Origin of the sequence: Streptomyces sp. NPDC048484 (genome assembly GCF_040651415.1) — a bacterium.
Lineage (GTDB): Bacteria > Actinomycetota > Actinomycetes > Streptomycetales > Streptomycetaceae > Streptomyces.
Genome location: NZ_JBEZJY010000029.1, coordinates 86,599 through 107,989, shown reverse-complemented (window position 1 = coordinate 107,989; position 21,391 = coordinate 86,599). Strand labels below are relative to the sequence as shown.

At 70.1% G+C, this 21,391-nt stretch carries 17 protein-coding genes; 7 read left to right on the top strand and 10 right to left on the bottom strand.

The window, feature by feature from the left end:
* Positions 1-92: 92 nt before the first annotated feature.
* Positions 93-962, top strand: coding sequence for an NUDIX hydrolase (locus AB0D14_RS27800; RefSeq protein ID WP_362784193.1), 870 nt, complete (start codon positions 93-95; stop codon positions 960-962).
* A complete protein-coding gene (locus AB0D14_RS27795; protein WP_362784190.1) occupies positions 959-1,798 on the top strand; it encodes an MBL fold metallo-hydrolase in 840 nt (279 codons plus the stop codon). The genes AB0D14_RS27800 and AB0D14_RS27795 overlap by 4 nt, the downstream gene beginning before the upstream one ends.
* Before the next feature lie 23 nt (positions 1,799-1,821).
* Here the strand turns inward: AB0D14_RS27795 and AB0D14_RS27790 are convergent, their stop codons facing one another.
* Together AB0D14_RS27790 and AB0D14_RS27785 are read right to left on the bottom strand one after the other, a co-directional pair.
* The gene (locus tag AB0D14_RS27790) at positions 1,822-2,631 is read right to left on the bottom strand and encodes a nucleotidyltransferase domain-containing protein (RefSeq protein WP_362784188.1); all 810 of its coding nucleotides are present in this window, start codon (positions 2,629-2,631) and stop codon (positions 1,822-1,824) included.
* Between the two features lie 187 nt (positions 2,632-2,818).
* Positions 2,819-3,493, bottom strand: coding sequence for a Crp/Fnr family transcriptional regulator (locus tag AB0D14_RS27785; protein ID WP_016642758.1), 675 nt, complete (start codon positions 3,491-3,493; stop codon positions 2,819-2,821).
* A 389-nt stretch (positions 3,494-3,882) separates the two neighbouring features.
* On the opposite strand from AB0D14_RS27785, the gene nth reads away from it, so the two are divergent.
* From nth to AB0D14_RS27770, 3 genes are all read left to right on the top strand, one after another.
* Positions 3,883-5,190, top strand: coding sequence for an endonuclease III (gene nth / locus AB0D14_RS27780; RefSeq protein WP_362784186.1), 1,308 nt, complete (start codon positions 3,883-3,885; stop codon positions 5,188-5,190).
* A 55-nt stretch (positions 5,191-5,245) separates the two neighbouring features.
* Entirely contained in the window at positions 5,246-5,947 is a 702-nt protein-coding gene (locus tag AB0D14_RS27775; protein ID WP_362784183.1) for a CoA pyrophosphatase, read from the top strand.
* A 120-nt stretch (positions 5,948-6,067) separates the two neighbouring features.
* Positions 6,068-7,267: a MarP family serine protease gene (locus AB0D14_RS27770; RefSeq protein ID WP_362784180.1), complete on the top strand. Its 1,200-nt coding sequence runs from the start codon at positions 6,068-6,070 to the stop codon at positions 7,265-7,267.
* Positions 7,268-7,397: 130 nt separating this feature from the next.
* Here the strand turns inward: AB0D14_RS27770 and AB0D14_RS27765 are convergent, their stop codons facing one another.
* From AB0D14_RS27765 to AB0D14_RS27740, 6 genes are all read right to left on the bottom strand, one after another.
* Positions 7,398-7,577, bottom strand: coding sequence for a hypothetical protein (locus tag AB0D14_RS27765; RefSeq protein WP_362784177.1), 180 nt, complete (start codon positions 7,575-7,577; stop codon positions 7,398-7,400).
* 264 nt (positions 7,578-7,841) lie between these two features.
* Positions 7,842-8,792 carry an alpha/beta hydrolase gene (locus AB0D14_RS27760; protein WP_362784174.1) on the bottom strand — a complete coding sequence of 317 codons (951 nt, stop codon included), beginning with the start codon at positions 8,790-8,792 and terminating at the stop codon, positions 7,842-7,844.
* Positions 8,789-9,277, bottom strand: coding sequence for a phage holin family protein (locus AB0D14_RS27755; RefSeq protein WP_362784171.1), 489 nt, complete (start codon positions 9,275-9,277; stop codon positions 8,789-8,791). The genes AB0D14_RS27760 and AB0D14_RS27755 overlap by 4 nt, the downstream gene beginning before the upstream one ends.
* Before the next feature lie 160 nt (positions 9,278-9,437).
* A complete protein-coding gene (gene nhaA / locus AB0D14_RS27750) occupies positions 9,438-10,919 on the bottom strand; it encodes a Na+/H+ antiporter NhaA (RefSeq protein WP_362784168.1) in 1,482 nt (493 codons plus the stop codon).
* A 308-nt stretch (positions 10,920-11,227) separates the two neighbouring features.
* Positions 11,228-13,225, bottom strand: a complete 1,998-nt coding sequence (gene acs, locus AB0D14_RS27745; protein ID WP_362784165.1) for an acetate--CoA ligase — start codon at positions 13,223-13,225, stop codon at positions 11,228-11,230.
* 172 nt (positions 13,226-13,397) lie between these two features.
* Positions 13,398-15,803, bottom strand: a complete 2,406-nt coding sequence (locus tag AB0D14_RS27740; RefSeq protein WP_362784162.1) for a SulP family inorganic anion transporter — start codon at positions 15,801-15,803, stop codon at positions 13,398-13,400.
* Between the two features lie 270 nt (positions 15,804-16,073).
* Between AB0D14_RS27740 and AB0D14_RS27735 the strand changes: the two genes are divergently transcribed.
* Positions 16,074-17,366 (top strand): hypothetical protein, encoded by a 1,293-nt coding sequence (locus AB0D14_RS27735; protein WP_362784159.1) that lies wholly within the window; start codon positions 16,074-16,076, stop codon positions 17,364-17,366.
* Between the two features lie 225 nt (positions 17,367-17,591).
* On the opposite strand, the gene AB0D14_RS27730 is transcribed toward AB0D14_RS27735, so the two are convergent.
* Positions 17,592-18,572: an ATP-binding protein gene (locus tag AB0D14_RS27730; RefSeq protein WP_362784156.1), complete on the bottom strand. Its 981-nt coding sequence runs from the start codon at positions 18,570-18,572 to the stop codon at positions 17,592-17,594.
* Between the two features lie 101 nt (positions 18,573-18,673).
* Between AB0D14_RS27730 and AB0D14_RS27725 the strand changes: the two genes are divergently transcribed.
* The gene (locus AB0D14_RS27725) at positions 18,674-19,525 is read left to right on the top strand and encodes an oxidoreductase (RefSeq protein ID WP_362784153.1); all 852 of its coding nucleotides are present in this window, start codon (positions 18,674-18,676) and stop codon (positions 19,523-19,525) included.
* 523 nt (positions 19,526-20,048) lie between these two features.
* Here the strand turns inward: AB0D14_RS27725 and AB0D14_RS27720 are convergent.
* Positions 20,049-20,873 (bottom strand): HAD-IB family hydrolase, encoded by an 825-nt coding sequence (locus AB0D14_RS27720; protein ID WP_362784151.1) that lies wholly within the window; start codon positions 20,871-20,873, stop codon positions 20,049-20,051.
* Positions 20,874-21,391: the final 518 nt, after the last annotated feature.

The window sequence follows — 21,391 nt, the reverse complement described above, 5'->3', positions numbered from 1 at the left end:
CCTCTGCGAGGAGCCGACGCGCAGGCGGGGGCTCTCCAGGGGACCGCTTGTCGCCTCTCGAACATCAGCGCACTCCGGGATAACCTCCGCCCATGGCAAACGGGCAGTGGTACCCCCCGGAGTGGCCCGAGAGGATCCGCGCACTCGCGGAGGGCACTCTCACACCGGTCGCCCCCAGACGGGCGGCCACCGTCATGCTGCTCAAGGACACCGACTCCGGCCCCGCCGTGCACATGCTGCGCAGACGCGCCTCCATGGCTTTCGCCGGAGGCGCGTACGCGTATCCCGGCGGCGGTGTGGACCCGAGGGACGACGACCACCACCTCCGTTGGGCGGGCCCCACGCGCGCGTGGTGGGCGTCCCGGCTCGGCGTCGACGAGACCTCCGCCCAGGCGATCGTCTGCGGGGCGGTCCGCGAGACGTACGAGGAGGCGGGCGTCCTGCTCGCCGGTCCGACGCCGGACACCGTGGTCGGCGACACCACCGGGGACGACTGGGAGGCCGACCGGGCCGCCCTGGTCGCCCGTGACCTCTCCTTCGCCGAGTTCCTCGACCGCAGGGGACTCGTCCTGCGCTCCGACCTCCTGGGTGCCTGGACGCGCTGGATCACCCCGGAGTTCGAGCCCCGCCGCTACGACACCTGGTTCTTCGTGGCCGTCCTCCCGGAGGGCCAGCGCACCCGCAACGCCTCCACGGAGGCCGACCGCACCGTCTGGATCCGCCCCGCGGACGCGATGGCCGGCTACGAAAGCGGCGATCTCCTGATGATGCCGCCCACCATCGCGACCCTGCGCCGGATCGGCGCGTACGCGACCGCCGCGGAGGCCCTCGCGGCTGCGCCCGGGCTGGACATGACACCCGTACTGGCCCGGGCCCGGCTGGCGGACGGCGAGGTGGTCCTCAGCTGGCCGGGCCACGACGAGTTCACCAAACACATCCCGATCGGTGGAGCCTCCGCATGACCGACGCCGCAGCCCTCCCCGGGCAGCCACGCGGAGGGGTGCTCTCCGGACCCGCCACCCCGCGTGCCGTCAACGTCCTGGCCCCGAACGCGTCCGCGATGACCCTGGACGGCACGAACACCTGGATCGTGGCCGAGCCCGACTCCGAACTGGCGGTGGTGATCGATCCGGGGCCCCTGGACGACGTACACCTGCGGAACGTCGTCGACACGGCGGAGAAGGCCGGCAAACGGATCGCCCTGACCCTTCTGACGCACTGGCACCCGGACCACGCCGAGGGCGCCCCACGGTTCGCGGAGCTGACGGGCACGAAGGTACGGGCGCTCGATCCGGCACTGCGGCTCGGCGACGAGGGCCTGGCCGCCGGGAACGTGATCACCGCGGGCGGCCTGGAGCTGCGGGTCGTACCGACGCCCGGCCACACCGCCGACTCGCTCTGCTTCCATCTGCCCGCCGACCGGGCCGTGCTGACCGGCGACACGGTCCTGGGCCGGGGCACCACGGTCGTGGCGCACCCCGACGGGCGGCTGGGCGACTACCTGGACTCCCTGCGGCGCCTCAGGTCCCTGACGGTCGACGACGGCGTGCACACGGTCCTGCCGGGGCACGGGCCCGTCCTGGACGACGCCCAGGGCGCCGTCGAGTTCTACCTCGCCCACCGCGCCCACCGCCTCGCCCAGGTCGAGACGGCCGTCGAGAACGGCTGCACGGGCCCGTCCCAGGTCGTCGCCCACGTCTACGCGGACGTCGACCGCTCCCTGTGGCCGGCGGCGGAACTGTCCGTCCGGGCGCAGCTGGACTACCTCCGGGAGCACGGGCTCATCGGACGGGAGTGAGCCGCGGGGCCCGCTGGTGGGGCCTACTGAGGGCGCGGTTTCTTGATGCCGTGCACGCGCGCGTACTCCTCGGCGAGCCATGGTCCGAGATCGTCGACGTACGACCGCAGGACGGCGGAGTCGCCCTTCGGCTCGTAGCCGAGGCCGGCCGCTTCCCGCAGCTGGGCGGCCCGCTCCGGGTAGTACGCCCCGAACACCTCGGCCATCTCCGTCAGATCGCTCGTCCAGCCGTTCCAGCGGGGCATGACGAGGGTGAAGCCCGTCCGGACGAGATGGCGGGACATGAAGCGCACAAGGGGCCGCCTGGCCTCCTCGGAGTCGCCCGCCCCGGCGATCCGCTCGCGCCAGCGCGGCAGGAACAGCGCGAGGTCGCCGTTCGTCTCGCGGGCGAGGAGCGAGTCGGGCCGGTAGCGCGGCAGGTCCTCGGCGAGGTCCTCCCCCAGCAGCGGCGTACAGAGGCACGCGACGAACCACCCGAGGTCGTGCCTCTCCAGCTCACTCAGTACCTGCGTCCGGTCGACCAGCAGTGTCCCGGCCCCGTCGATCTGGGAGAACTCCTTGTCGAGGGCCTCGTCGAGCGAGCGCGCGTCCGTCCGGTCCGCGTCCGTGACCTCCTCGCGCAGGGCGAGCAGCAGATCCAGGTCGGAGCGGCCCACGCGCGCGGTGCCGCGCGGAACCGACCCGTACAGGTACGCGCTGTGCAACCGCGCCCCGAAGACGTCCAGCACCCGGTCGCGGGCCGTGACCACGACCGGCCGGAACGCCTGCGGGATCCGCCCGGGGGAACCCTCGCGCTCGATGTACCCCAGGGCGTCGAGCCCTTTGTTCGACATGCGACCACTGTGCCCGGACGGGGCCGCGAGGTCATGTCGTTTCCAGCGGAACAGACCGTGCCACTTCCAGCGGAACACGAGAAGGGCCCCGCCGTGGCGGGGCCCTTCAGTAAGAAGCCGTGATGTACGGCCGGCGTATGCGCTACGGCCGGTGCGTGGCTACGGCCGACCGGCGGACGCGCTGCGGCTAGCGCGAGCGCTTCGCGAGGCGCTCCACGTCCAGCAGGATCACCGCGCGGGCCTCCAGACGGAGCCAGCCGCGGCCCGCGAAGTCCGCGAGTGCCTTGTTGACCGTCTCACGGGAGGCGCCGACCAGCTGGGCCAGCTCCTCCTGGGTCAGGTCGTGCACGACGTGGATGCCCTCCTCGGACTGCACGCCGAAGCGGCGCGAGAGGTCCAGGAGCGCGCGGGCCACCCGGCCCGGCACATCGGAGAAGACCAGGTCGGACATCTGGTCGTTGGTCTTGCGCAACCGCCGGGCGACGGCGCGCAGCAGGGCGGCGGCCACCTCGGGCCGCGCGTTCAGCCAGGGCTGGAGGTCGCCGTGGCCGAGGCCCAGCAGCTTCACCTCGGTCAGCGCGGAGGCGGTCGCCGTGCGCGGACCCGGGTCGAACAGCGACAGCTCGCCGATGAGCTCGCCGGGGCCGAGCACCGCCAGCATGTTCTCGCGGCCGTCGGGGGAAGTGCGATGGAGCTTCACCTTGCCCTCGGTGACCACGTAGAGGCGGTCTCCGGGGTCGCCTTCGTGAAAGAGGGCGTCACCGCGTGCCAGAGTCACCTCACTCATGGAGGCGCGGAGCTCCGCGGCCTGCTCGTCATCGAGCGCCGCGAAGAGCGGGGCGCGCCGCAGAACGTCGTCCACGAGTTCTCTCCTTGTCGACCTGCTCAGGGGATCTTGTTCCCCGGTGTACCAGGGGACCGTGTTCCCCGTTTTGCTGGACGGTCCAAACAGTGTGATCAGTCACAAGTCTGCCGCACCGGCGTGACCGGCAGTGCGGCAGGGGGCCAATTGGGGGCCGATCTCCGGTGGCCGGGGCAGATGTCGGTGGTGGGCTTTAGGCTGGCCGGGTGTCCAAATCGCCGGTGAGAGCACAGGCCAAGGGGGCTGGGCGGGTGGGAGTACGTCGCGATTCCGCTGTGGGCGAACAGGACTCCGGTGGAGCGAAGAAAACGACAAAAGCGGCAAGGTCGAGACCTGCGAGGAGTGCGGCCGGGGCCGCCGGGAAGGCCGCGGGGGCTGCCGCCTCCGAGATGGCCGCGGCGGCGAAGAAGGCCGCGGTAGCCAAGAAGGCTGCCGTCGCGAAGCGGACGGCCAAGGAGAGCGCCAAGAAGAACGCGCCTGCGAAGGCGCCTGCCAAGAAGACCCGGGCGTCCGGAGCTGCCGCGACGAAGAGCGCGGCGGCGGCGACGCGTGCCAAGAAGGCCGCGGTCGCCAAGGCTGCGCCTGCCAAGAAGGCCGCGGTCGCCGAGGAGGCCGCGGTCGCCAGGAAGTCCACGCCGGCTGTGAAGCCCACGTCCGCCAGGAAAGCCGTGCCCACGAAGAAAGCCGTGACCGCGAAGAAAGCCGAGCCCACGAAGAAAGCCGTGACCGCCAGGAAAGCCGAGCCCACCGAGAAAGCTCTGCCCGCCGAAGCGGCGTCTGTCCGCGTCGCCCCCGCCACGCCGCCCCGGAACGAGTCGCACACGGCTCTCGTCCGGCGGGCCCGGCGCGTCAACCGTGAGCTGGCGGAGGTGTACCCGTACGCCCATCCGGAGCTGGACTTCGCGAACCCCTTCCAGCTGGTGGTCGCCACCGTCCTGTCGGCGCAGACGACCGACCTGAGGGTGAACCAGACGACGCCGGCGCTCTTCGCGAAGTACCCCACGCCCGAGGATCTGGCGGCGGCGAACCCGGAGGAGGTCGAGGAGATCCTGCGGCCCACCGGGTTCTTCCGGGCCAAGACCAAGTCGGTGATGGGCCTCTCCAAGGCCCTGCGGGACGACTTCGGGGGCGAGGTCCCCGGCCGTCTCGAGGACCTCGTCAAGCTGCCCGGCGTCGGCCGTAAAACGGCCTTCGTCGTCCTCGGCAACGCCTTCGGGCGCCCCGGCATCACGGTGGACACCCACTTCCAGCGGCTCGTACGGCGCTGGCAGTGGACCGACGCGAAGGAGCCCGACAAGATCGAGGCGGCCGTCGGCGCGCTCTTCCCGAAGAGCGAGTGGACGATGCTGTCGCACCACGTGATCTTCCACGGCCGCCGTATCTGCCACGCCCGCAAACCCGCCTGCGGCGCCTGCCCCATCGCCCCGCTCTGTCCGGCGTACGGAGAGGGCGAGACGGACCCGGAGAAGGCGAAGAAGCTCCTCAAGTACGAGAAGGGCGGCTTCCCGGGCCAGCGCCTCAACCCTCCGCAGGCCTACCTGGACGCGGGCGGCATCCCGGCCCCGCCGCTGGGCGCAACGCCGCCCGGTGCTCCCGAGCCCGGTACATCCGCGTCCGGCTCGTCCGGCGCATCCGAGTCCGGCGCGCCCAAGTCCGGTTCACCCGAGTCCGGTTCACCCGCACGGGGCACGGGATGACGGAACGATCCGCCACGCCGTGGGCGTTGAGAGCAGCAGAACGGGGGTGGCGTTGATGCGCGCGAGCCACACGCACGACATGCAGGACGGCGATCTGGCCCTGACCAGGGACGGGCTGCCCGGCTGGCTGGATCCGGTGGTGCGCGCCGTCGAGACGGTCCAGCCGGGCCAGTTGAGCCGCTTCCTGCCGCCGGCGGACGGCGCGGGGCGCCAGTCGGCCGTGCTGGTCCTCTTCGGTGAGGGCGAGCGCGGCCCCGAGCTGTTGCTCATGGAGCGTGCCACGTCACTCAGGTCGCACGCCGGGCAGCCGGCCTTCCCCGGCGGCGCCCTCGACCCCGAGGACGGCGACCCGACGGGCGACGGGCCGCTGCGGGCCGCTCTGCGCGAGGCCGAGGAGGAGACCGGGCTCGACCCCCGCGGCGTCCAGCTCTTCGGTGCGCTCCCGAAGCTCTACATCCCGGTGAGCGGCTTCGTGGTCACCCCGGTCCTCGGCTGGTGGCGCGCGCCGACACCGGTCGGCGCGGTCGATCCGGCCGAGACCGCCCGGGTCTTCACCGTCCCCGTGGCGGATCTCACGGATCCGGCCAACCGCGCCACGGCGGTCCACCCCAGAGGCCACCGGGGTCCGGCATTTCTGGTCGAATCCGCCCTGGTCTGGGGCTTCACGGCCGGAATCATCGACCGCCTGCTGCACTACGCGAACTGGGAACGCCCCTGGGACCGCGAGAAGCAGGTCCCGCTCGACTGGCGCGCATGACAGGGTGGTCCCTGTGCTGTGTCTTCCCGGGAGGCTCCGTGTCCCCCTGCCGCTGTGCGGCGGGTCGGCCCCCCGGCCAGGACGTGGCTACCGCAAAGTGATGAGGCGAGGCTCGAAGCAGTGAACGTGCTGGACATCCTGTTGCTGGTCGCCGCCGTGTGGTTCGCGATCGTGGGCTATCGCCAGGGGTTCGTCGTCGGCATCCTGTCGGTGATCGGTTTCCTGGGTGGTGGCCTCGTCGCTGTCTACCTCCTGCCCGTCGTCTGGGGTGCGGTGACGGAGGACGCGGAGGTGGGCACGACCGCCGCTGTCGTCGCGGTGGTCGTGGTGATCGTCTGCGCCTCGGTCGGCCAGGCCCTCACCACGCATCTCGGCAACAAGCTGCGCCGGTACATCACCTGGTCCCCGGCCCGCGCTGTGGACGCCACGGGCGGCGCCCTCGTCAACGTCGTGGCGATGCTGCTCGTCGCCTGGCTCATCGGCTCGGCCCTCGCCGGTACGACGCTGCCGACACTCGGCAAGGAGGTCCGCGGCTCCAAGGTGCTGCTCGGAGTGGCACGGGCTCTGCCCGGCCAGGCCGACACCTGGTTCGCGGACTTCTCCTCCGTCCTCGCGCAGAACGGCTTCCCGCAGGTCTTCAGCCCCTTCTCGGACGAGCAGATCACCGATGTGGACCCGCCCGATCCGGCCCTCGCGACGAGCCCGGTCGCGGCCCGTGCCCAGCGCTCCATCGTCAAGGTCACCGGCACCGCCCAGAGCTGCGGCAAGGTCCTCGAAGGCACCGGCTTCGTCTTCGGCCAGCGCCGCGTGATGACCAACGCCCATGTGGTGGGCGGCGTGGACGAGCCATACGTCCAGATAGGCGGCGAGGGCAGGCGGTACGCGGCGAAGGTCGTGCTCTACGACTGGGAGCGCGACATCGCCGTACTCGACGTGCCAGAACTGCGGGCGCCCGTCCTGCAGTTCGCCACCCAGGAGGCGTCCAGGGAGGACGGCGCGATCGTCGCGGGCTTCCCGGAGAACGGCTCGTACACGGTCAACGCCGCGCGGGTGCGCGGCCCCATCACCGCCAACGGCCCGGACATCTACCACCGGGGCACCGTGCAGCGGAAGGTGTACTCGCTCTTCGCGACCGTGCGCCAGGGCAACTCCGGAGGCCCCCTGCTCACCCCGGACGGCAAGGTGTACGGCGTGGTGTTCGCGAAGTCCCTCGACGACCCCGATACGGGTTACGCGCTGACCGTGGAAGAGGTCCAGGAGGACATCACCAAGGGCCGCACCGCCAACCAGCAGGTGGACAGCGATAGTTGCGCGCTCTAGACCTTCAGGACTCGCCGGACTCGCCGGACTCGCAAGTCACGCAGGACTCGGCGGACCGGCCCGGCAGAGCACCGGCCCCGAGACAGAGCACCGGCCACGAAGTTCAGGCGGGTGAAGGCTCCTGAGCGGCTCAGCCGCGGGGATGACGCAGGCGGGCCGATACCCAGCGGGCCCGACGCCTCAGAATGTGTGGAATTCCCAGCCGGGGATCCGTGCCCTGCAATTGCGGGGCGCCCCTCTGATGGGAGATCAGCCCGCCGGTCGAGCGGCGGTTGCGTGCTGCGTCACTGTAGTCGTGCGTCCAGCCCATACACCGACGTCTGCCCCCGCCCCAAGGTCGATAACCGCCCCCACGCCCCCCAATTGGCTTATGCGCCAGGCAATTGGCGTTCGTAGGACAGACGTGCTGGTGCACGTGTGGCGCACGGTGCGACGGGCCTCTCGGGTGGTCGTTCGGACAGGCGGCGGGCAGCTTCTGGACAGCCGTCGAACGGTCTTCGAACGGTCTTCGGGATGCCGTCCGAACGCCGTCCGAATGCAGGCCGAAAGCCGTCGGACCTGTGGCGCGACGGCCTCAGCGGTCCGGCTCGGGGTCCTTCAGCCAGTTTACCAATTCGGTGGAAAACGCCACCGGGTCCTCCTCGTGCGGAAAGTGCCCGAGCCCGTCGAACAGCCGCCAGCGGTACGGCGCTTCGACGTACTCCCCGGACCCCGCCGCGCTCCGCGTGCGCATCACCGGGTCGAGCGACCCGTGCAGATGCAGCGTCGGCACCCGCACCGGCCGCTTCATGCGCCGGTTGAACTGGATTCCGTCGGGGCGGGCCATCGAGCGGACCATCCATCGGTAGGGCTCGACCGAGCAGTGCGCGGTCGAGGGGATGAGCATCGCCCTCCGGTACGTCTCCACGACATCGTCCTCCGGCAGCCGCGGCCCCGACCAGCCCCGGATGAGCCGGCCGACCAGGGCGCCCTCGTCGGCGATCAGTTGGCGCTCCGGGATCCAGGGCCGCTGGAAGCCCCAGACGTACGAACCGGCTGCGGTCTGCTTCATGTCCGAGAGCATCGCCGAGCGCCAGCGCCGGGGATGCGGCATCGAGGAGACCGCGAGCCGGCGCACCAGTTTGGGGCGCATCACGGCGGCCGTCCACGCCAGATAGCCGCCGAGGTCATGGCCGACCAGCGCGGCGTCGGGCTCACCGAGGGACCGTACGACCCCGGTGATGTCGAGCGCGAGGTTCGCGGGGTCGTAGCCGCGCGGGGTGCGGTCGCTGCCACCGACGCCCCTCAGGTCCATCGCGACCGCGCGGAAGCCCGCCTCGGAGAGCGCCACCAGCTGGTGCCGCCAGGTCCACCAGAACTGCGGGAAGCCGTGCAGCAGCAGGACCAGCGGCCCGTCACCCATCTCGGCGATGTGGAAGCGCGCCCCGTTCGCCGCGACATCCCGGTGGATCACCTCTTTGGCGCCGGGCACGTCGAGCCGTACGACAGAGGTGGGTTGCGCCGGTGATGTGGGGGGATCCGTCATGAGGATGAGCGTGCCACAGCCTCGACTCCGTCACCGACCTGGTCCACCGGGGTCACCTGGCGGGGGTGCGGCTTCACGTTCTGCAGTACGGCCGCCGATTCCTTGACCGAGGCCGCCGTCTTCTGCGGACCCTTCCCCTTCTTGGCCTTCTTCGCGAAGACGATGCCGATCAGCGCGAGCACCCCGGCGACCAGCACGTTCGCGGCGAACGACAGCAGGAAGCAGACGGCCATGTTCCAGTCGCTCCAGGTGCGGATGCCGTACGCCAGGGCGAAGCTCAGCATCGGCAGGGAGAAGATCAGCACCGCGCCGGCCGCGCTGAACGCGCCGCCGCCGACCGCGCCCTTCTTGACGTCCCGCTTGAGCTGCGCCTTCGCCAGTGCGATCTCGTCATGCACCAGCGCGGACATCTCGGTCGTCGCCGAGGCGAACAGCTGGCCGATGCTGCGTTCGGCGCCGACCGGGCTGCCGTCGGGTGCGCTCATCGCGTTCTCCCTGGTGTCTTGTCGCCGTTGTCTTGCGGGTCTTGTCGGTCTTGACGGTCTTGTCGTCGTTGCTTCGGCGCCGTGGGCGTCTTGCGTACGTTCGGACCGTACGTTCGGGCTGTGCGCTTCGGACTGTGCGTTTCGGACCGTGTGTGTCAGATCATGCCGGACCGTCGTGCTCCACGCCTGCCCCGCTCGTCACTTCGGCAAGCCTTCGGTGTTCGGCGGCCTTCCGCTCGTAGATCTCGGCCATGCGCAGGTGGTAGGCCGGGTCGTCCTGCTCGTACACGTCGGGGACGCCGGAGAGGTCCTCGTCGCGCTCCTCGTCCTCCCACAGCCTGCGGTACTTGGCGTTGCGCAGTTTCAGCAGCACGCCCGACAGGACGGCCGCGATCACGGAGCCCGCCAGGACGGCGGCCTTGACCTCGTCGGTGAGCGCCGTATCGCCCTCGAAGGCGAGTTCGCCGATGAGCAGCGACACGGTGAAGCCGATACCCGCGAGCGAGGACACCGCGAAGACATCCGGCCAGGCGAGGTCGTCGGACAGCGATGCTCTTGTGAAGCGGGCCGTCAGCCACGTACCGCCGAAGATGCCGACCGCCTTGCCGACGACGAGACCGAGTACGACTCCGAGGGTCTCCGGCTGGGTGAAGACGTCGCCGAGCGCGCCACCCGACACCCCGACCCCGGTGCTGAACAGTGCGAACAGCGGCACGGCGAGGCCCGCCGACAGGGGACGTACGAGATGTGCGACGTGTTCGCCGGGCGAGTGCTCCTCGCCTTCGTCCTCGCGGGTGGTACAGCGCAGCATCAGGCCCATCGCGACGCCGGCGACGGTGGCGTGGACGCCGCTGTTGTACATCAGGCCCCAGACGACCAGGGCGAGCGGCACGTACACGTACCAGCCGCGTACCTCTTTCCTGAGCAGCAGCCAGAAGAGGGCGAGGCCTGCGACGGCGCCGCCGAGCGCGGCGAAGTTCAGGTCGTCGGTGAAGAAGACCGCGATGATCAGGATCGCGAAGAGGTCGTCGACGACGGCGAGCGTGAGCAGGAAGGCGCGCAGGGCGCTCGGCAGCGAGGTGCCGAGGACGGCGAGGACGGCGAGTGCGAAGGCGATGTCGGTCGCGGTGGGTACGGCCCAGCCGGCCAGCGAGCCGCCGCCGGTGACGCCGACCAGGGTGTAGACCAGCGCGGGCACGGCCATCCCGCAGAGCGCGGCGACGACAGGGAGCGCGGCGGCCCGGGGGTCCTTGAGGTCACCGGCGACCAGTTCGCGCTTGAGTTCGATGCCGGCGACGAAGAAGAACACCGCGAGGAGCCCGTCGGCCGCCCAGTGCTCGACGGAGAGGTTCAGACCGAGTGCGGCGGGCCCGGCGTGGAAGTCCCGGACGGCCTCGTAACTCTCCCGGACGGGGGTGTTCGCCCAGATCAGCGCGGCGACGGCGGCGATGAGCAGGAGGACGCCGCCGACCGTCTCGGTGCGCAGCGCTTCCGTGACGACGGTCCGTTCGGGCAACGAGAGTCGTCCGAGGGCTCGGCGGTCCTTCGGGGGTCCCCCGTCTGATCCGGGAGCGGGGGGCGGGGCGGGGGTGGGCGCGGACAAGGGGGTCGACCTCCGGTCGGTGGGCAGGGCTGAGCACATGCCGACCAGACTTCCCGGCGCACCTATGGAGATCTCGGAGCTCGCGGAGAGCCCAGAGTTCGTTGTCGCGTGCTGACGCGTACCGATGTGTGTCGACGTGTGCCGACGTGTGGCGAGGCGCCTTGACGTGTTACTCAGCTTACCCATGGTGCGGCCGGAGCCTCTGCCTTGCCCATGGTGCGGCCGGGTCGATCCGGTGATCTTCACGGTAGACGCGAGACGCGGAAGGGGCACCCGGCGCTTCCGCTGCCGGGTGCCCCTTCGAGGACCACGCCCCTTCGAGGCTCATGCCCCTCTCGCGCCGTGCGTCAGTCCTCGCTGACAGCCGAAGGGAGCTTTGTCTGGATGAGTGCCATGACCGTCGAGTCGGTCAGCGTCGTGATGTCTCCCAGCTGGCGGTTCTCCGCGACGTCGCGGAGCAGCCGGCGCATGATCTTGCCGGACCGGGTCTTGGGCAGCTCGGCCACCGGCAGGATCCGCCTCGGCTTGGCGATCGGGCCGAGGGCCTTGCCGACGTGGGCCCGCAGTTCGCCCACGAGGGTTTCGGTCTCCGACGCCGTACCGCGCAGGATCACGAAGGCCACGATCGCCTGGCCGGTCGTCTCGTCGGCCGCGCCCACGACGGCCGCCTCGGCGACCGACGGGTGGGAGACGAGCGCCGACTCGACCTCGGTGGTCGAGATGTTGTGCCCGGACACGAGCATCACGTCGTCCACCCGGCCGAGCAGCCAGATGTCGCCGTCCTCGTCCTTCTTGGCGCCGTCGCCCGCGAAGTACTTGCCCTCGAAGCGCGACCAGTACGTGTCGAGGAACCGCTGGTCGTCGCCCCAGATGGTGCGCAGCATCGACGGCCACGGCTCGGTCAGGACGAGATAGCCGCCGCCCCCGTCGGGGACTTCCCGTGCCTCGTCGTCGACGACCGTCGCCGAGATGCCCGGCAGTGCCCGCTGCGCGGACCCCGGCTTGGTCTCGGTCACGCCCGGCAGCGGCGAGATCATCATCGCGCCGGTCTCGGTCTGCCACCAGGTGTCCACGATCGGGGTGCGGTCACCGCCGATGTGCTTGCGATACCAGATCCACGCCTCGGGGTTGATCGGCTCACCGACGGAGCCGAGTACGCGCAGGCTCGACAGGTCGAACTTCGCGGGGATGTCGTCGCCCCACTTCATGAACGTACGGATGGCCGTCGGGGCCGTGTAGAGGATCGTCACGCCGTACTTCTGGATGATCTCCCAGAAGCGCCCCTGGTGGGGGGTGTCGGGCGTGCCCTCGTACATCACCTGGGTCGCGCCGTTCGCCAGCGGACCGTACGTGATGTAGGAGTGCCCGGTGACCCAGCCGATGTCGGCCGTGCACCAGTAGACGTCGGTCTCCGGCTTGAGGTCGAAGACGGAGTGGTGCGTGTACGCGGTCTGGGTGAGGTAGCCGCCGGAGGTGTGCAGGATGCCCTTCGGCTTACCCGTCGTCCCCGAGGTGTAGAGGATGAACAGCGGGTGCTCGGCGTCGAACGCCTCGGGTGTGTGCTCGGCGGACTGCTTCTGCGTGATCTCGTGCCACCAGACGTCGCGGCCCTCGGTCCACGCGACCTCCTGGCCCGTACGGCGCACGACGAGCACCTTGTCCACGCCGTCGACCCGGGAGACCGCCTCGTCCACGGCCGGCTTCAGCGCGGCCGGCTTGCCGCGCCGGTAGCCACCGTCCGAGGTGATGACCAGCTTGGCGTCGGCGTCCTGGATACGGGTGGCGATGGCGTCGGCGGAGAAGCCGCCGAAGACCACGGAGTGCGCGGCGCCGATGCGGGCGCAGGCCAGCATCGAGACGACGGCCTCGGGAATCATCGGCAGATAGATGGCGACCCGGTCGCCCTTCTCGACACCCAGCTCCGTCAGGGCGTTGGCGGCCCTGGAGACCTCGTCCTTGAGCTCGGCGTAGGTGATGGCGCGGCTGTCGCCGGGCTCGCCCTCGAAGTGGATGGCGACGCGGTCGCCGTGGCCGGCCTCGACGTGCCGGTCCACGCAGTTGTACGCGACGTTGAGCTTGCCGTCCTTGAACCACTTCGCGAACGGAGGGTTGGACCAGTCCAGGGTCTCGGTCGGCTCGGTGGCCCAGGTCAGCCGACGGGCCTGCTCGGCCCAGAAGCCGAGCCTGTCAGCCTTGGCCTGCTCGTACGCCTCCGCGGTGACGTTGGCGTTCGCGGCCAGGTCGGCGGGCGGCGCGAACCTGCGTTCTTCCTTGAGCAGGTTGGCCAGGCTTTCGTTGCTCACGACATCTCCCTTTCCCAGGGTGTCCGTTGTGTCCCAGGCCACAGCTCATCAGACGGGGACCCCTGGTGACAAGGGCCGTCCGAGAATTGGTTTAGACCTATGTGCGGGATCATGTGCGGGATCACGTGTTCGTGTGGCCTGCCCGCAGACACGGGCGGCCACACGTTCTCACGGACGGGGGAGGAGCGCGGTTCAGGCTCGCGGCCTGTGCGCTTCAGGCCGGGCTGTCGTGCAGGGCCGTCGCAGTGACCCGGTCGAAGAGCTCGCCCTCCTCGGCCCCGTGGGACGTGGCCTCCGTGAGGAGGTACGCCTGGGCCTCGCCCACGTGGAAGTACATCCCGTGCAGTTCGAGCGCGCCCTCCTCCAGTGCTCGCGCCACCGCCTCGTACGCCCGCAGATGCTCCAACTGCTGCACGACGTTGGTGAGACAGAGCTGCTCGGCGGCGTCGGCGGGCGCCCGTCCGGCGATCCGTGTGCAGGGCCGGTCCTTGGCCGCCATCCGCTCCACGCTCGGCAGCCCGTGCCGCAGCCACCGCTTCAACGGCGTCGGTGTGCCTCCCGGTTCGGTGTTCATCAGTGCCTGCATCGCCCCGCATCCGGAGTGCCCGCACACGGTGATGGACCGCACCTGCAGCACCTCCACCGCGTACTCGATCGCGGCCGCCACCGAGTCGTCGCCGCTCTCCTGACCGGGCGGCGGCACGAGATTGCCGACATTGCGTACGACGAAGAGGTCGCCGGGGCCGCTGGAGGTGATCATCGATGTGACCAGCCGGGAGTCGGCGCAGGTCAGGAAGAGCTGTGCGGGCCGCTGTCCCTCCCGCGCGAGCCGGGCCAGCTCACCGCGCACCAGCGGTGCGGTGTTGCGCTGGAACGTACTGATACCGGTGGCCAGTTGGTGCCCGCTGGCGTGCCCGCCGGGCGGCGGTGACTCGGGGCTCTCGCAGTGATGGTTGCGCCATGGGGTCCAGGGTCGGCAGTGACAGTGCGACGACTGCCCGTACCCGCCCTTGACGTGCGGTTCAGCGAGCCGTGCTCCGGTGCGCCCGGTCAGCTCGACGGAGCCGCCCCGGGTGGTGTGCGCGCTCTGCCAGTCGTGCAGCGACTCGTACGCCGCGTGGTCCATGAAGGAGCCGTCCAGCTCGACCACCGCTTCGGCCCCGGGCGGCACCAGATGAAGTGCCCGGCTGAGACGGGGGACTGCGAGGAACGTCAACTGCCCGCGTACCCGGATGTGATGGACGCCGTCCGGGGCCACCTCGCAGGTGATCCGTGTACGTGTGAGGCGGTGCAGGGCGACGCCGACGGCCATGGCGATCCCGAGGACGACGCCTTCCAGGACTCCGAGAACGACGACGCCCAGGGTGGTGGTGGCGTACACCAGTACCTCTCGGTGCCGGGTGACCGTGCGGATGTGGTGCAGGGACACCATCTGGATGCCGACGGCCATCACCAGGGCGGCCAGGGCCGCGAGGGGGATCAGCTCCAGGAGCGGGACCATCAGCAGCGCGGCCACCACCACCCAGACGCCGTGCAGCATCGTGGAGTTTCGGCTGAGGGCGCCGGCCCGCACGTTCGCCGAGCTCCGCACGGCCACGCCCGCGACGGGGAGCCCGCCGAGCGTTCCGGCGACGATGTTGGCGGCGCCCTGTCCGAGTAGCTCGCGGTCGAGGTCGGAACGTCCTTGCTGGGCGGGCAGTCTGGCGGTGAGCTTGTCCACGGCGACGGCGCCCAGGAGCGACTGGACACTGCACACCAGCGTGGTGGTGAGCACGGCGGCGATGATTCCGAGTGCCGGGCCCTCGGGCAGCCCGGCCAGGGCGTGGCTCCGCCAGGACGGCAGGTCGACCTTGGGCAGGGTGAGTCCGGCGAGGGCGGCCGTCGCGGTGGCCGTGGCGACGGCGACGAGCGCGGCCGGGACGGTACGCAGTATCCGTCCTGCGCGTCCGGGCAGCCGGGACCAGGCCAGCAGGATCGTCAGCGTCAGGGCGCTCATCGACAGGGCCGCCACATGGGGGTGAGCCAACTGGGCGGGCAGTTCCCGCACGTTGTCGACGACGGAGCTGCTCGGGGATCCGCCCAGCACGATGTGCAGCTGGGCGACGGCGATGGTGAGGCCGATGCCGGCCAGCATGCCGTGCACGATCGCGGGGCTGACGGCCAGTGCGGAACGGGCCACCCGCGCAAAGCCCAGGACGAGTTGGACCAGTCCGGCGAGGACGGTGATGGCGCAGGTCGTACGCCACCCGTATTTCTGGATGAGGTCGGCGGTGACCACGGTGAGCCCAGCGGCGGGCCCGCTCACCTGGAGCGGCGCACCGCCGAGCCGGCCGGCCACGAGCCCGCCCGCGGCGGCGGCGACGAGCCCCGCCTGCAGCGGCGCCCCGGTGGCGAGGGCGATGCCCAGGGACAGGGGCAGGGCGATCAGGAAGACGGCGATCGAGGCCGACAGGTCGGCGGCCGCGATCCGGGGGGTCCGGGGGACCCGGGGGAGCCGGAAGCGCCGAGGAAACCGGGGGATCCGGGGAGCTCGGCCGCTGGATCGGGGCGGGCTGTGCGGCCGCCCTTCGTCCGGCATGTGCGAAGAGTCGTCGGTGCGGGTGGGGACGCAGGCAGGCATGGTTCCCGTCTCCTCCGGGGCTACGCGGTCGCTTGGGGGCGCGGCCGTGGGTCACGGCGTACAGCGGCGGGATTTCTCAACGCTCGGTAAATGAATCGTAATGGAGAGTAAAGGCTGTGTGCGAAAAACTGGCGCAAATAGGTCAACAGTTCACACCGGAGAGTGATTAATCATTTTGATCGGCTTGTCGTACTACTTCCTTCCGGGACCTCTGCGATCTTGGCCTCGCCGTCTGTGTTGTCCCGATCGAAGGAAGAAGGTGGGCGGAACATGGCCGCCACTCAGAGGGGCCCCACGGGCGCCGCCGTCGCCGTCACCACTGTCTGCGCCGTGGCGCTCGCCGGTTGCGGGATCGGCGACACCGGCGCCGAGAAGGGAGCGCACGGCGAGGGAGCGCACGGCGCGAAGGAGGCCGTGGGCGCCCCTGCGCCCAAGAACCTGGTCCGCCTGATCGGCGACGGCTCCACCGCGTTCACCGGCGCACAGCCGCGACTGCCGCGGGCCGAGCGGCTGAAGCCCGGCCGACGGCCGCCGCAGTTCGTGGTCTTCTCCTGGGACGGCGCGGGCGAGGACAGTCAGCGGCTGTTCTCGCACTTCCGCAAGGTGGCCAAGGGCAACCGGGCGGCCATGACGTACTTCCTCAGCGGCGTGTACATGCTTCCGGAGGGCAGGCGCGACCTGTACCGGCCGCCGCAGCACTCACGCGGCAGCTCAGACATCGGCTTCAACGACAAGCAGGGCATCAAGGCCACCGTGAAGCAGCTGCGCGGCGCCTGGCTCGAGGGCAGTGAGGTCGGCACGCACTTCAACGGCCACTTCTGCGGCAGCGGGGGCGGAGTGGGTGAGTGGTCGGTCGAGGAATGGAAGGACGAGATCGCCCAGGCCAAGTCCTTTGTGAAGTCCTGGAAGACCAACACGGGCACGAGGAAGGGCCTCCCGCTGCCCTTCGACTACGACAAAGAGCTCATCGGCGCCCGCACGCCCTGCCTGGAGGGGCAGAAGAACTTCATGAGGGCCGCCCGTCAACTCGGTTTCCGCTATGACACAAGTGGTGTCAACGACCAGGTCTGGCCCAGGAAGAAGAAGGGTCTGTGGGACCTGTCGATGCAACTCGTCCCGGTCCCGGGCCGTGGGTTCGAGACGTTGACCATGGACTACAACTTCATGGTCAACCAGTCGGGCACCACGTCCCACGGCGATCCCGCCAAGCACGAGTACTGGGGCGACCAGATGCGTGACGGCCTGCTCAAGGGCTTCTCCCGCGCCTACAAGGGCAATCGCGCGCCCCTGATCATCGGCAACCACTTCGAGTCCTGGAACGGCGGCACGTACATGCGCGCCATCGAAGAGACGATCGAGCGCGTCTGTACCAAGCGCGAGGTGCGCTGCGTCTCCTTCCGCCAACTCGCCGACTGGCTCGACGCCCAGGACCCGAAGACCCTTCGCAAGCTCCGCAAGCTCAAGGTGGGTCAGTCCCCGAAGCGGGGCTGGGCGTCGTTCCTGTCCCGCCGGCCCGCCCCGGCCCCGAAGGGAGTGCCGGGCGCGCCGGCGGTCAAGCCGTAGCGGCGCCGGCGACCGAGTCGGTGCGCCTCTGTCGTGCGCCTCAGCGGTGTGCCTGGGCGGGGCGGTCAAGTCGCAGGGTCCGGACGGCACATGTGAGGCAGCGGCAGCGGGATCGGGATCGGGATCGAAATTGGCATCGGGGCCAGGCTTAGGCCAGGGCCAGGGCCAGGGCCAGGGCCAGGGCCAGCGCCGGGGTCGGCCGGTCGTGGCCGGGGGCGTGTGGGCTCACGCCGTCGCGGTCTCGGCCTCCCGCAGGACGAAGGCGGGGTCGACCTGGGCGGCCAGGTCGGCGCCCGTCCGCTCATTGCCCCACGACTGCGCGTTCTTCAGATGGAAGTGGACCATCTGCCGCGTGTAGCGCTCCCAGTCTCGCTGCTCGTAGGTCGCGTCGACAGCCGCCTGGAGGGCGTTCAGCGCACGGCGGTTGTCGTCCTCCAGCTCCTCGAACCGGGGAGGGCGGCCTTTCTCCATGGCCCGTACCCAGTCCGAGTGGCCGACCGTCAGCAGCAGGTCGTCGCCGACCTCGCTCCTGAGGAAGTCGATGTCGTCCTGGCCCTGCACCTTGTTGCCCACGACCTTCAGGGTGACGCCGAAGTCGCGCGCGTACTCCTTGTACTGGTGGTAGACGGAGATCCCCTTCCTGGTCGGCTCGGCGACGAGGAACGTGATGTCGAAACGGGTGAACATGCCGGACGCGAAGGAGTCCGAGCCCGCCGTCATGTCGACGACGACGTACTCGCCCTGGCCGTCGACGAGATGGTTCAGGCAGAGCTCCACTGCACCGGTCTTGGAGTGGTAGCAGGCCACTCCCAGGTCGGCCTCGGTGAACGGGCCGGTGACCATCAAACGGACGGTGCCGCCGTCGAGTTCCACCGGTCGCGCACAGGCTTCGTACACCGGGTTGCCCTCGCGCACCCGCAGGAGACGGGAGCCCTCACCGGGCGGAGTGGTCTTGATCATCGTCTCGGTGGAGGTGATGCGCGGGTTGGAGCCGCGCAGATGGTTCTTGATGAGGCCCAGGTGGTCGCCCATGGCGGGCAGCCGCTGCGCTTCCCTGTCGGTGAGGCCGAGTGCCGGGCCGAGGTGCTGGTTGATGTCGGCGTCCACCGCGACGACGGGGGATCCGGTGGTCGCGAGGTGGCGGACGAAGAGCGAGGACAGGGTGGTCTTGCCACTGCCGCCCTTCCCGACGAAAGCAGTTTTCATGTTCATAAAGAGTAGCGGCGTGCCTGTGCCCGAGGGCTGCCACACGTGAAGAAGACCACTCGTTCGTGGAGTGCGGGCCAGGTGTGCGTAGGGTCGTACTCATGAGTACGACAGGTGCGAACGCGGACCCCCTCGCGGCGCTGGGCTCGCTGCCCGGCGTGGCGGAATCCGTCGAGTCCGTACGCAAGGCCGTGGACCGGGTCTACGGGCACCGCATCATGCGGCGCCGCAGCAATGAGATCACCGGGGAGGCCGCGCTGCGGGGCTCCCGCGGGTCCGCGGCGCTGTCCGGCGCCGACTGGGCCCTCGAAGAAGTGCGCCGCAGGACCGACTTCAGCGGGGACGACGAGGCCAGGGTGGTGGGCGCGGCCCTCAGGCTGACCGCCGAGGCGGGCGAACTCCTCTCCATCTGGCGGCAGTCGCCCCTTCGGGTACTGGCGAGGCTGCATCTGGTGGCCGCCGCCGACAACGGGGACGCGGTCGGACGTCCGCGGCGTGACGGGGAAGCCGTCACGGAGACCCCGGCGGCAGGCGCCGCGGGACCGTCGTTGATCGGGCTTCCGCTGCCGGACGCGGCCGAGGTCGAGGGCCGCCTCGACGGTCTGGCGCGGCTGGTCATCGGGGGAAGCTCGGCGCCCGCCCTGGTGACCGCCGCCGTGGTGCACGGTGAACTCCTCGCGCTTCGCCCCTTCGGCTCCCACAACGGCCTGGTCGCGCGCGCGGCCGAACGGATCGTCCTCATCGGCAGCGGCCTCGACCCCAAGTCGGTCTGCCCGCCGGAGGTCGGTCACGCGGAGCTGGGCCGTGCGGCCTATGTCGCCGCGCTCGACGGCTATGCCTCCGGGACCCCGGAGGGGATGGCGGCCTGGATCGGCCACTGTGGCAGGGCGGCCGAACTCGGTGCCAGGGAGTCGACGGCCGTGTGTGAGGCGCTGCAGCGAGGCGCCGCGTAAGCCCCTGAGCGGGGTCGTAAGCCCTGGAACAGGTGGTAAGTCCTGACCCTGGAACAGGGTCGTAAGTCCCCTGGCCCTGGTACAGGGTTGTCGGCCCTGACCTGAATGGGGCGGTCGGCCCTGAACAGGGTTGCGGCGGTACGGATGTCCGTACCGCCGCTGGCATGTTCACCCGGTTACCAAGCGTCCTCGGAGTGTTGCCCATCAGGTCGGGAACTGTTGCCCGTCGCCTGGTGCGGCTGGCCCGTAATCGACGGGTCGACGTCGCGTGGGTGCCCGGTGTTCATGCTCGGTCCGTGGGGCCTCGGTTGCGTTAGAAGGTGATCCTTTCGGATGTCCTTGGTCTCGCGGGCCGTTAATCCCTTTGTACTCCAGGACCGGGGCAAGCGGAACCCCTCGCCGTACTTCTTTACTTTTGCCCCTAAAGGGGGCGAATCGGTCGCTCGACCCGAAAGAGCGAACGAGGAGGGGCCGACGGGAGCGAGGAGGTAGGAGTGGCACCTCGCCGACAGCTCAGCTCAGCTCAGCTCACCGCCGCGCGGCGTCGGCTCGCATACCAGACGAGTCCCGCCGTGGCCGCCGCCGCTCCGATCGCCGCCGCCGCGACGATGGCCGGCCGGGGCGGTGCGGACAGCCGCTGCTTCAGCCGCACCGGATGGTGGAAGTCGAGGACGGGCCAGGCGCGCGCGACAGCCTCGCGGCGCAGCGCGCGATCCGGGTTCACGGCGTGCGGATGGCCGACCGCCGCGAGCATCGGGATGTCGGTCGCCGAGTCGCTGTACGCGTAGCAGAGTGCGAGGTCGTACCCCTCGGACGCGGCCAGCTCCTTGACGGCCTCGGCCTTCGTGGGGCCGTACGCGTAGTACTCCACCTCGCCCGTGAAGCAACCGTCGTCTCCCACGATCATGCGGGTCGCCACCACCCGGTCCGCGCCCAGGAGCTCACCGATCGGCTCGACGACCTCCGCTCCGCTCGTGGAGACGATCACGACGTCGCGACCGGCGATGTGGTGCTCCTCGATGAGGGAGGCGGCCTCGTCGTAGATGATCGGGTCGATCAGGTCGTGCAGGGTCTCGGCGACGATCTCCTTCACCTGCTGGACGTTCCAGCCTCGGCACAGGGCGGACAGATACTCGCGCATCCGCTCCATCTGGTCGTGGTCGGCGCCTCCCGCGAGGAAGACGAACTGGGCATATGCGGTACGCAACACCGCCCGGCGGTTGATCAGGCCGCCTTGGTAGAACGACTTGCTGAAGGTGAGCGTGCTCGACTTCGCAATGACCGTCTTGTCCAGGTCAAAGAAGGCCGCTGTACGGGGCAAGGAGTGGTTTTCCACGAGGTTGAGCATATGCGCCCGCCATTCGGGCTACTGTGAGACGTGTGGGTTTGCCTGAGAGTGCTCTCGGGTACACCATGGAAGTCACGGATCGTTCGCGACCGTGCTAACCCGGTTTGGCTCCTCCCCCCCCGAGTCAAACCGTGGGGACGACCCCCGCTCTCCCCCCCGGCGGGGGTCGTCGCATGTCCGGAGGGGTTTTCCCCTCCTTTTGAAGAACGCCGGGCCCCGTTGTGCGGGGCCCGGCTTTTTTCTGCAACCGCACACGGTCTGTCACTCTGCGTAGTCGTTGCGTTGCTCCAGGGTTGCTCCAGCGCTGATCCGGGACTGCCCGGCCGCTGTTCTGTCGCTGCTCCGGGGAACTCGTACATCGGTCACTGGTTCGGGTGAAGGCGATATCCACAACCGCCGAGATGTCCACAGTTATCGACCAAGATCCACACGATTTCCAGGATCGCTGCACCGTGATTCCAGCGCGTACCGCTCGCGGAAGTTCATGGCCGGTTCCGATTGTCCGGCGGCTATGGCCG

What these genes read in the sequence shown, in the direction of transcription:
- AB0D14_RS27800 (WP_362784193.1), top strand. Translation starts at nt 93, where the DNA reads ATGGCAAACGGGCAGTGGTACCCCCCGGAGTGGCCCGAGAGGATCCGC.
- AB0D14_RS27795 (WP_362784190.1), top strand. Translation starts at nt 959, where the DNA reads ATGACCGACGCCGCAGCCCTCCCCGGGCAGCCACGCGGAGGGGTGCTC.
- AB0D14_RS27790 (WP_362784188.1), bottom strand. Translation starts at nt 2,631, where the DNA reads ATGTCGAACAAAGGGCTCGACGCCCTGGGGTACATCGAGCGCGAGGGT.
- nth (WP_362784186.1), top strand. Translation starts at nt 3,883, where the DNA reads ATGGCCGCGGCGGCGAAGAAGGCCGCGGTAGCCAAGAAGGCTGCCGTC.
- AB0D14_RS27775 (WP_362784183.1), top strand. Translation starts at nt 5,246, where the DNA reads ATGCGCGCGAGCCACACGCACGACATGCAGGACGGCGATCTGGCCCTG.
- AB0D14_RS27765 (WP_362784177.1), bottom strand. Translation starts at nt 7,577, where the DNA reads ATGGGCTGGACGCACGACTACAGTGACGCAGCACGCAACCGCCGCTCG.
- AB0D14_RS27760 (WP_362784174.1), bottom strand. Translation starts at nt 8,792, where the DNA reads ATGACGGATCCCCCCACATCACCGGCGCAACCCACCTCTGTCGTACGG.
- AB0D14_RS27755 (WP_362784171.1), bottom strand. Translation starts at nt 9,277, where the DNA reads ATGAGCGCACCCGACGGCAGCCCGGTCGGCGCCGAACGCAGCATCGGC.
- nhaA (WP_362784168.1), bottom strand. Translation starts at nt 10,919, where the DNA reads ATGTGCTCAGCCCTGCCCACCGACCGGAGGTCGACCCCCTTGTCCGCG.
- AB0D14_RS27740 (WP_362784162.1), bottom strand. Translation starts at nt 15,803, where the DNA reads ATGCCTGCCTGCGTCCCCACCCGCACCGACGACTCTTCGCACATGCCG.
- AB0D14_RS27735 (WP_362784159.1), top strand. Translation starts at nt 16,074, where the DNA reads ATGGCCGCCACTCAGAGGGGCCCCACGGGCGCCGCCGTCGCCGTCACC.
- AB0D14_RS27730 (WP_362784156.1), bottom strand. Translation starts at nt 18,572, where the DNA reads ATGAAAACTGCTTTCGTCGGGAAGGGCGGCAGTGGCAAGACCACCCTG.
- AB0D14_RS27725 (WP_362784153.1), top strand. Translation starts at nt 18,674, where the DNA reads ATGAGTACGACAGGTGCGAACGCGGACCCCCTCGCGGCGCTGGGCTCG.
- AB0D14_RS27720 (WP_362784151.1), bottom strand. Translation starts at nt 20,873, where the DNA reads ATGCTCAACCTCGTGGAAAACCACTCCTTGCCCCGTACAGCGGCCTTC.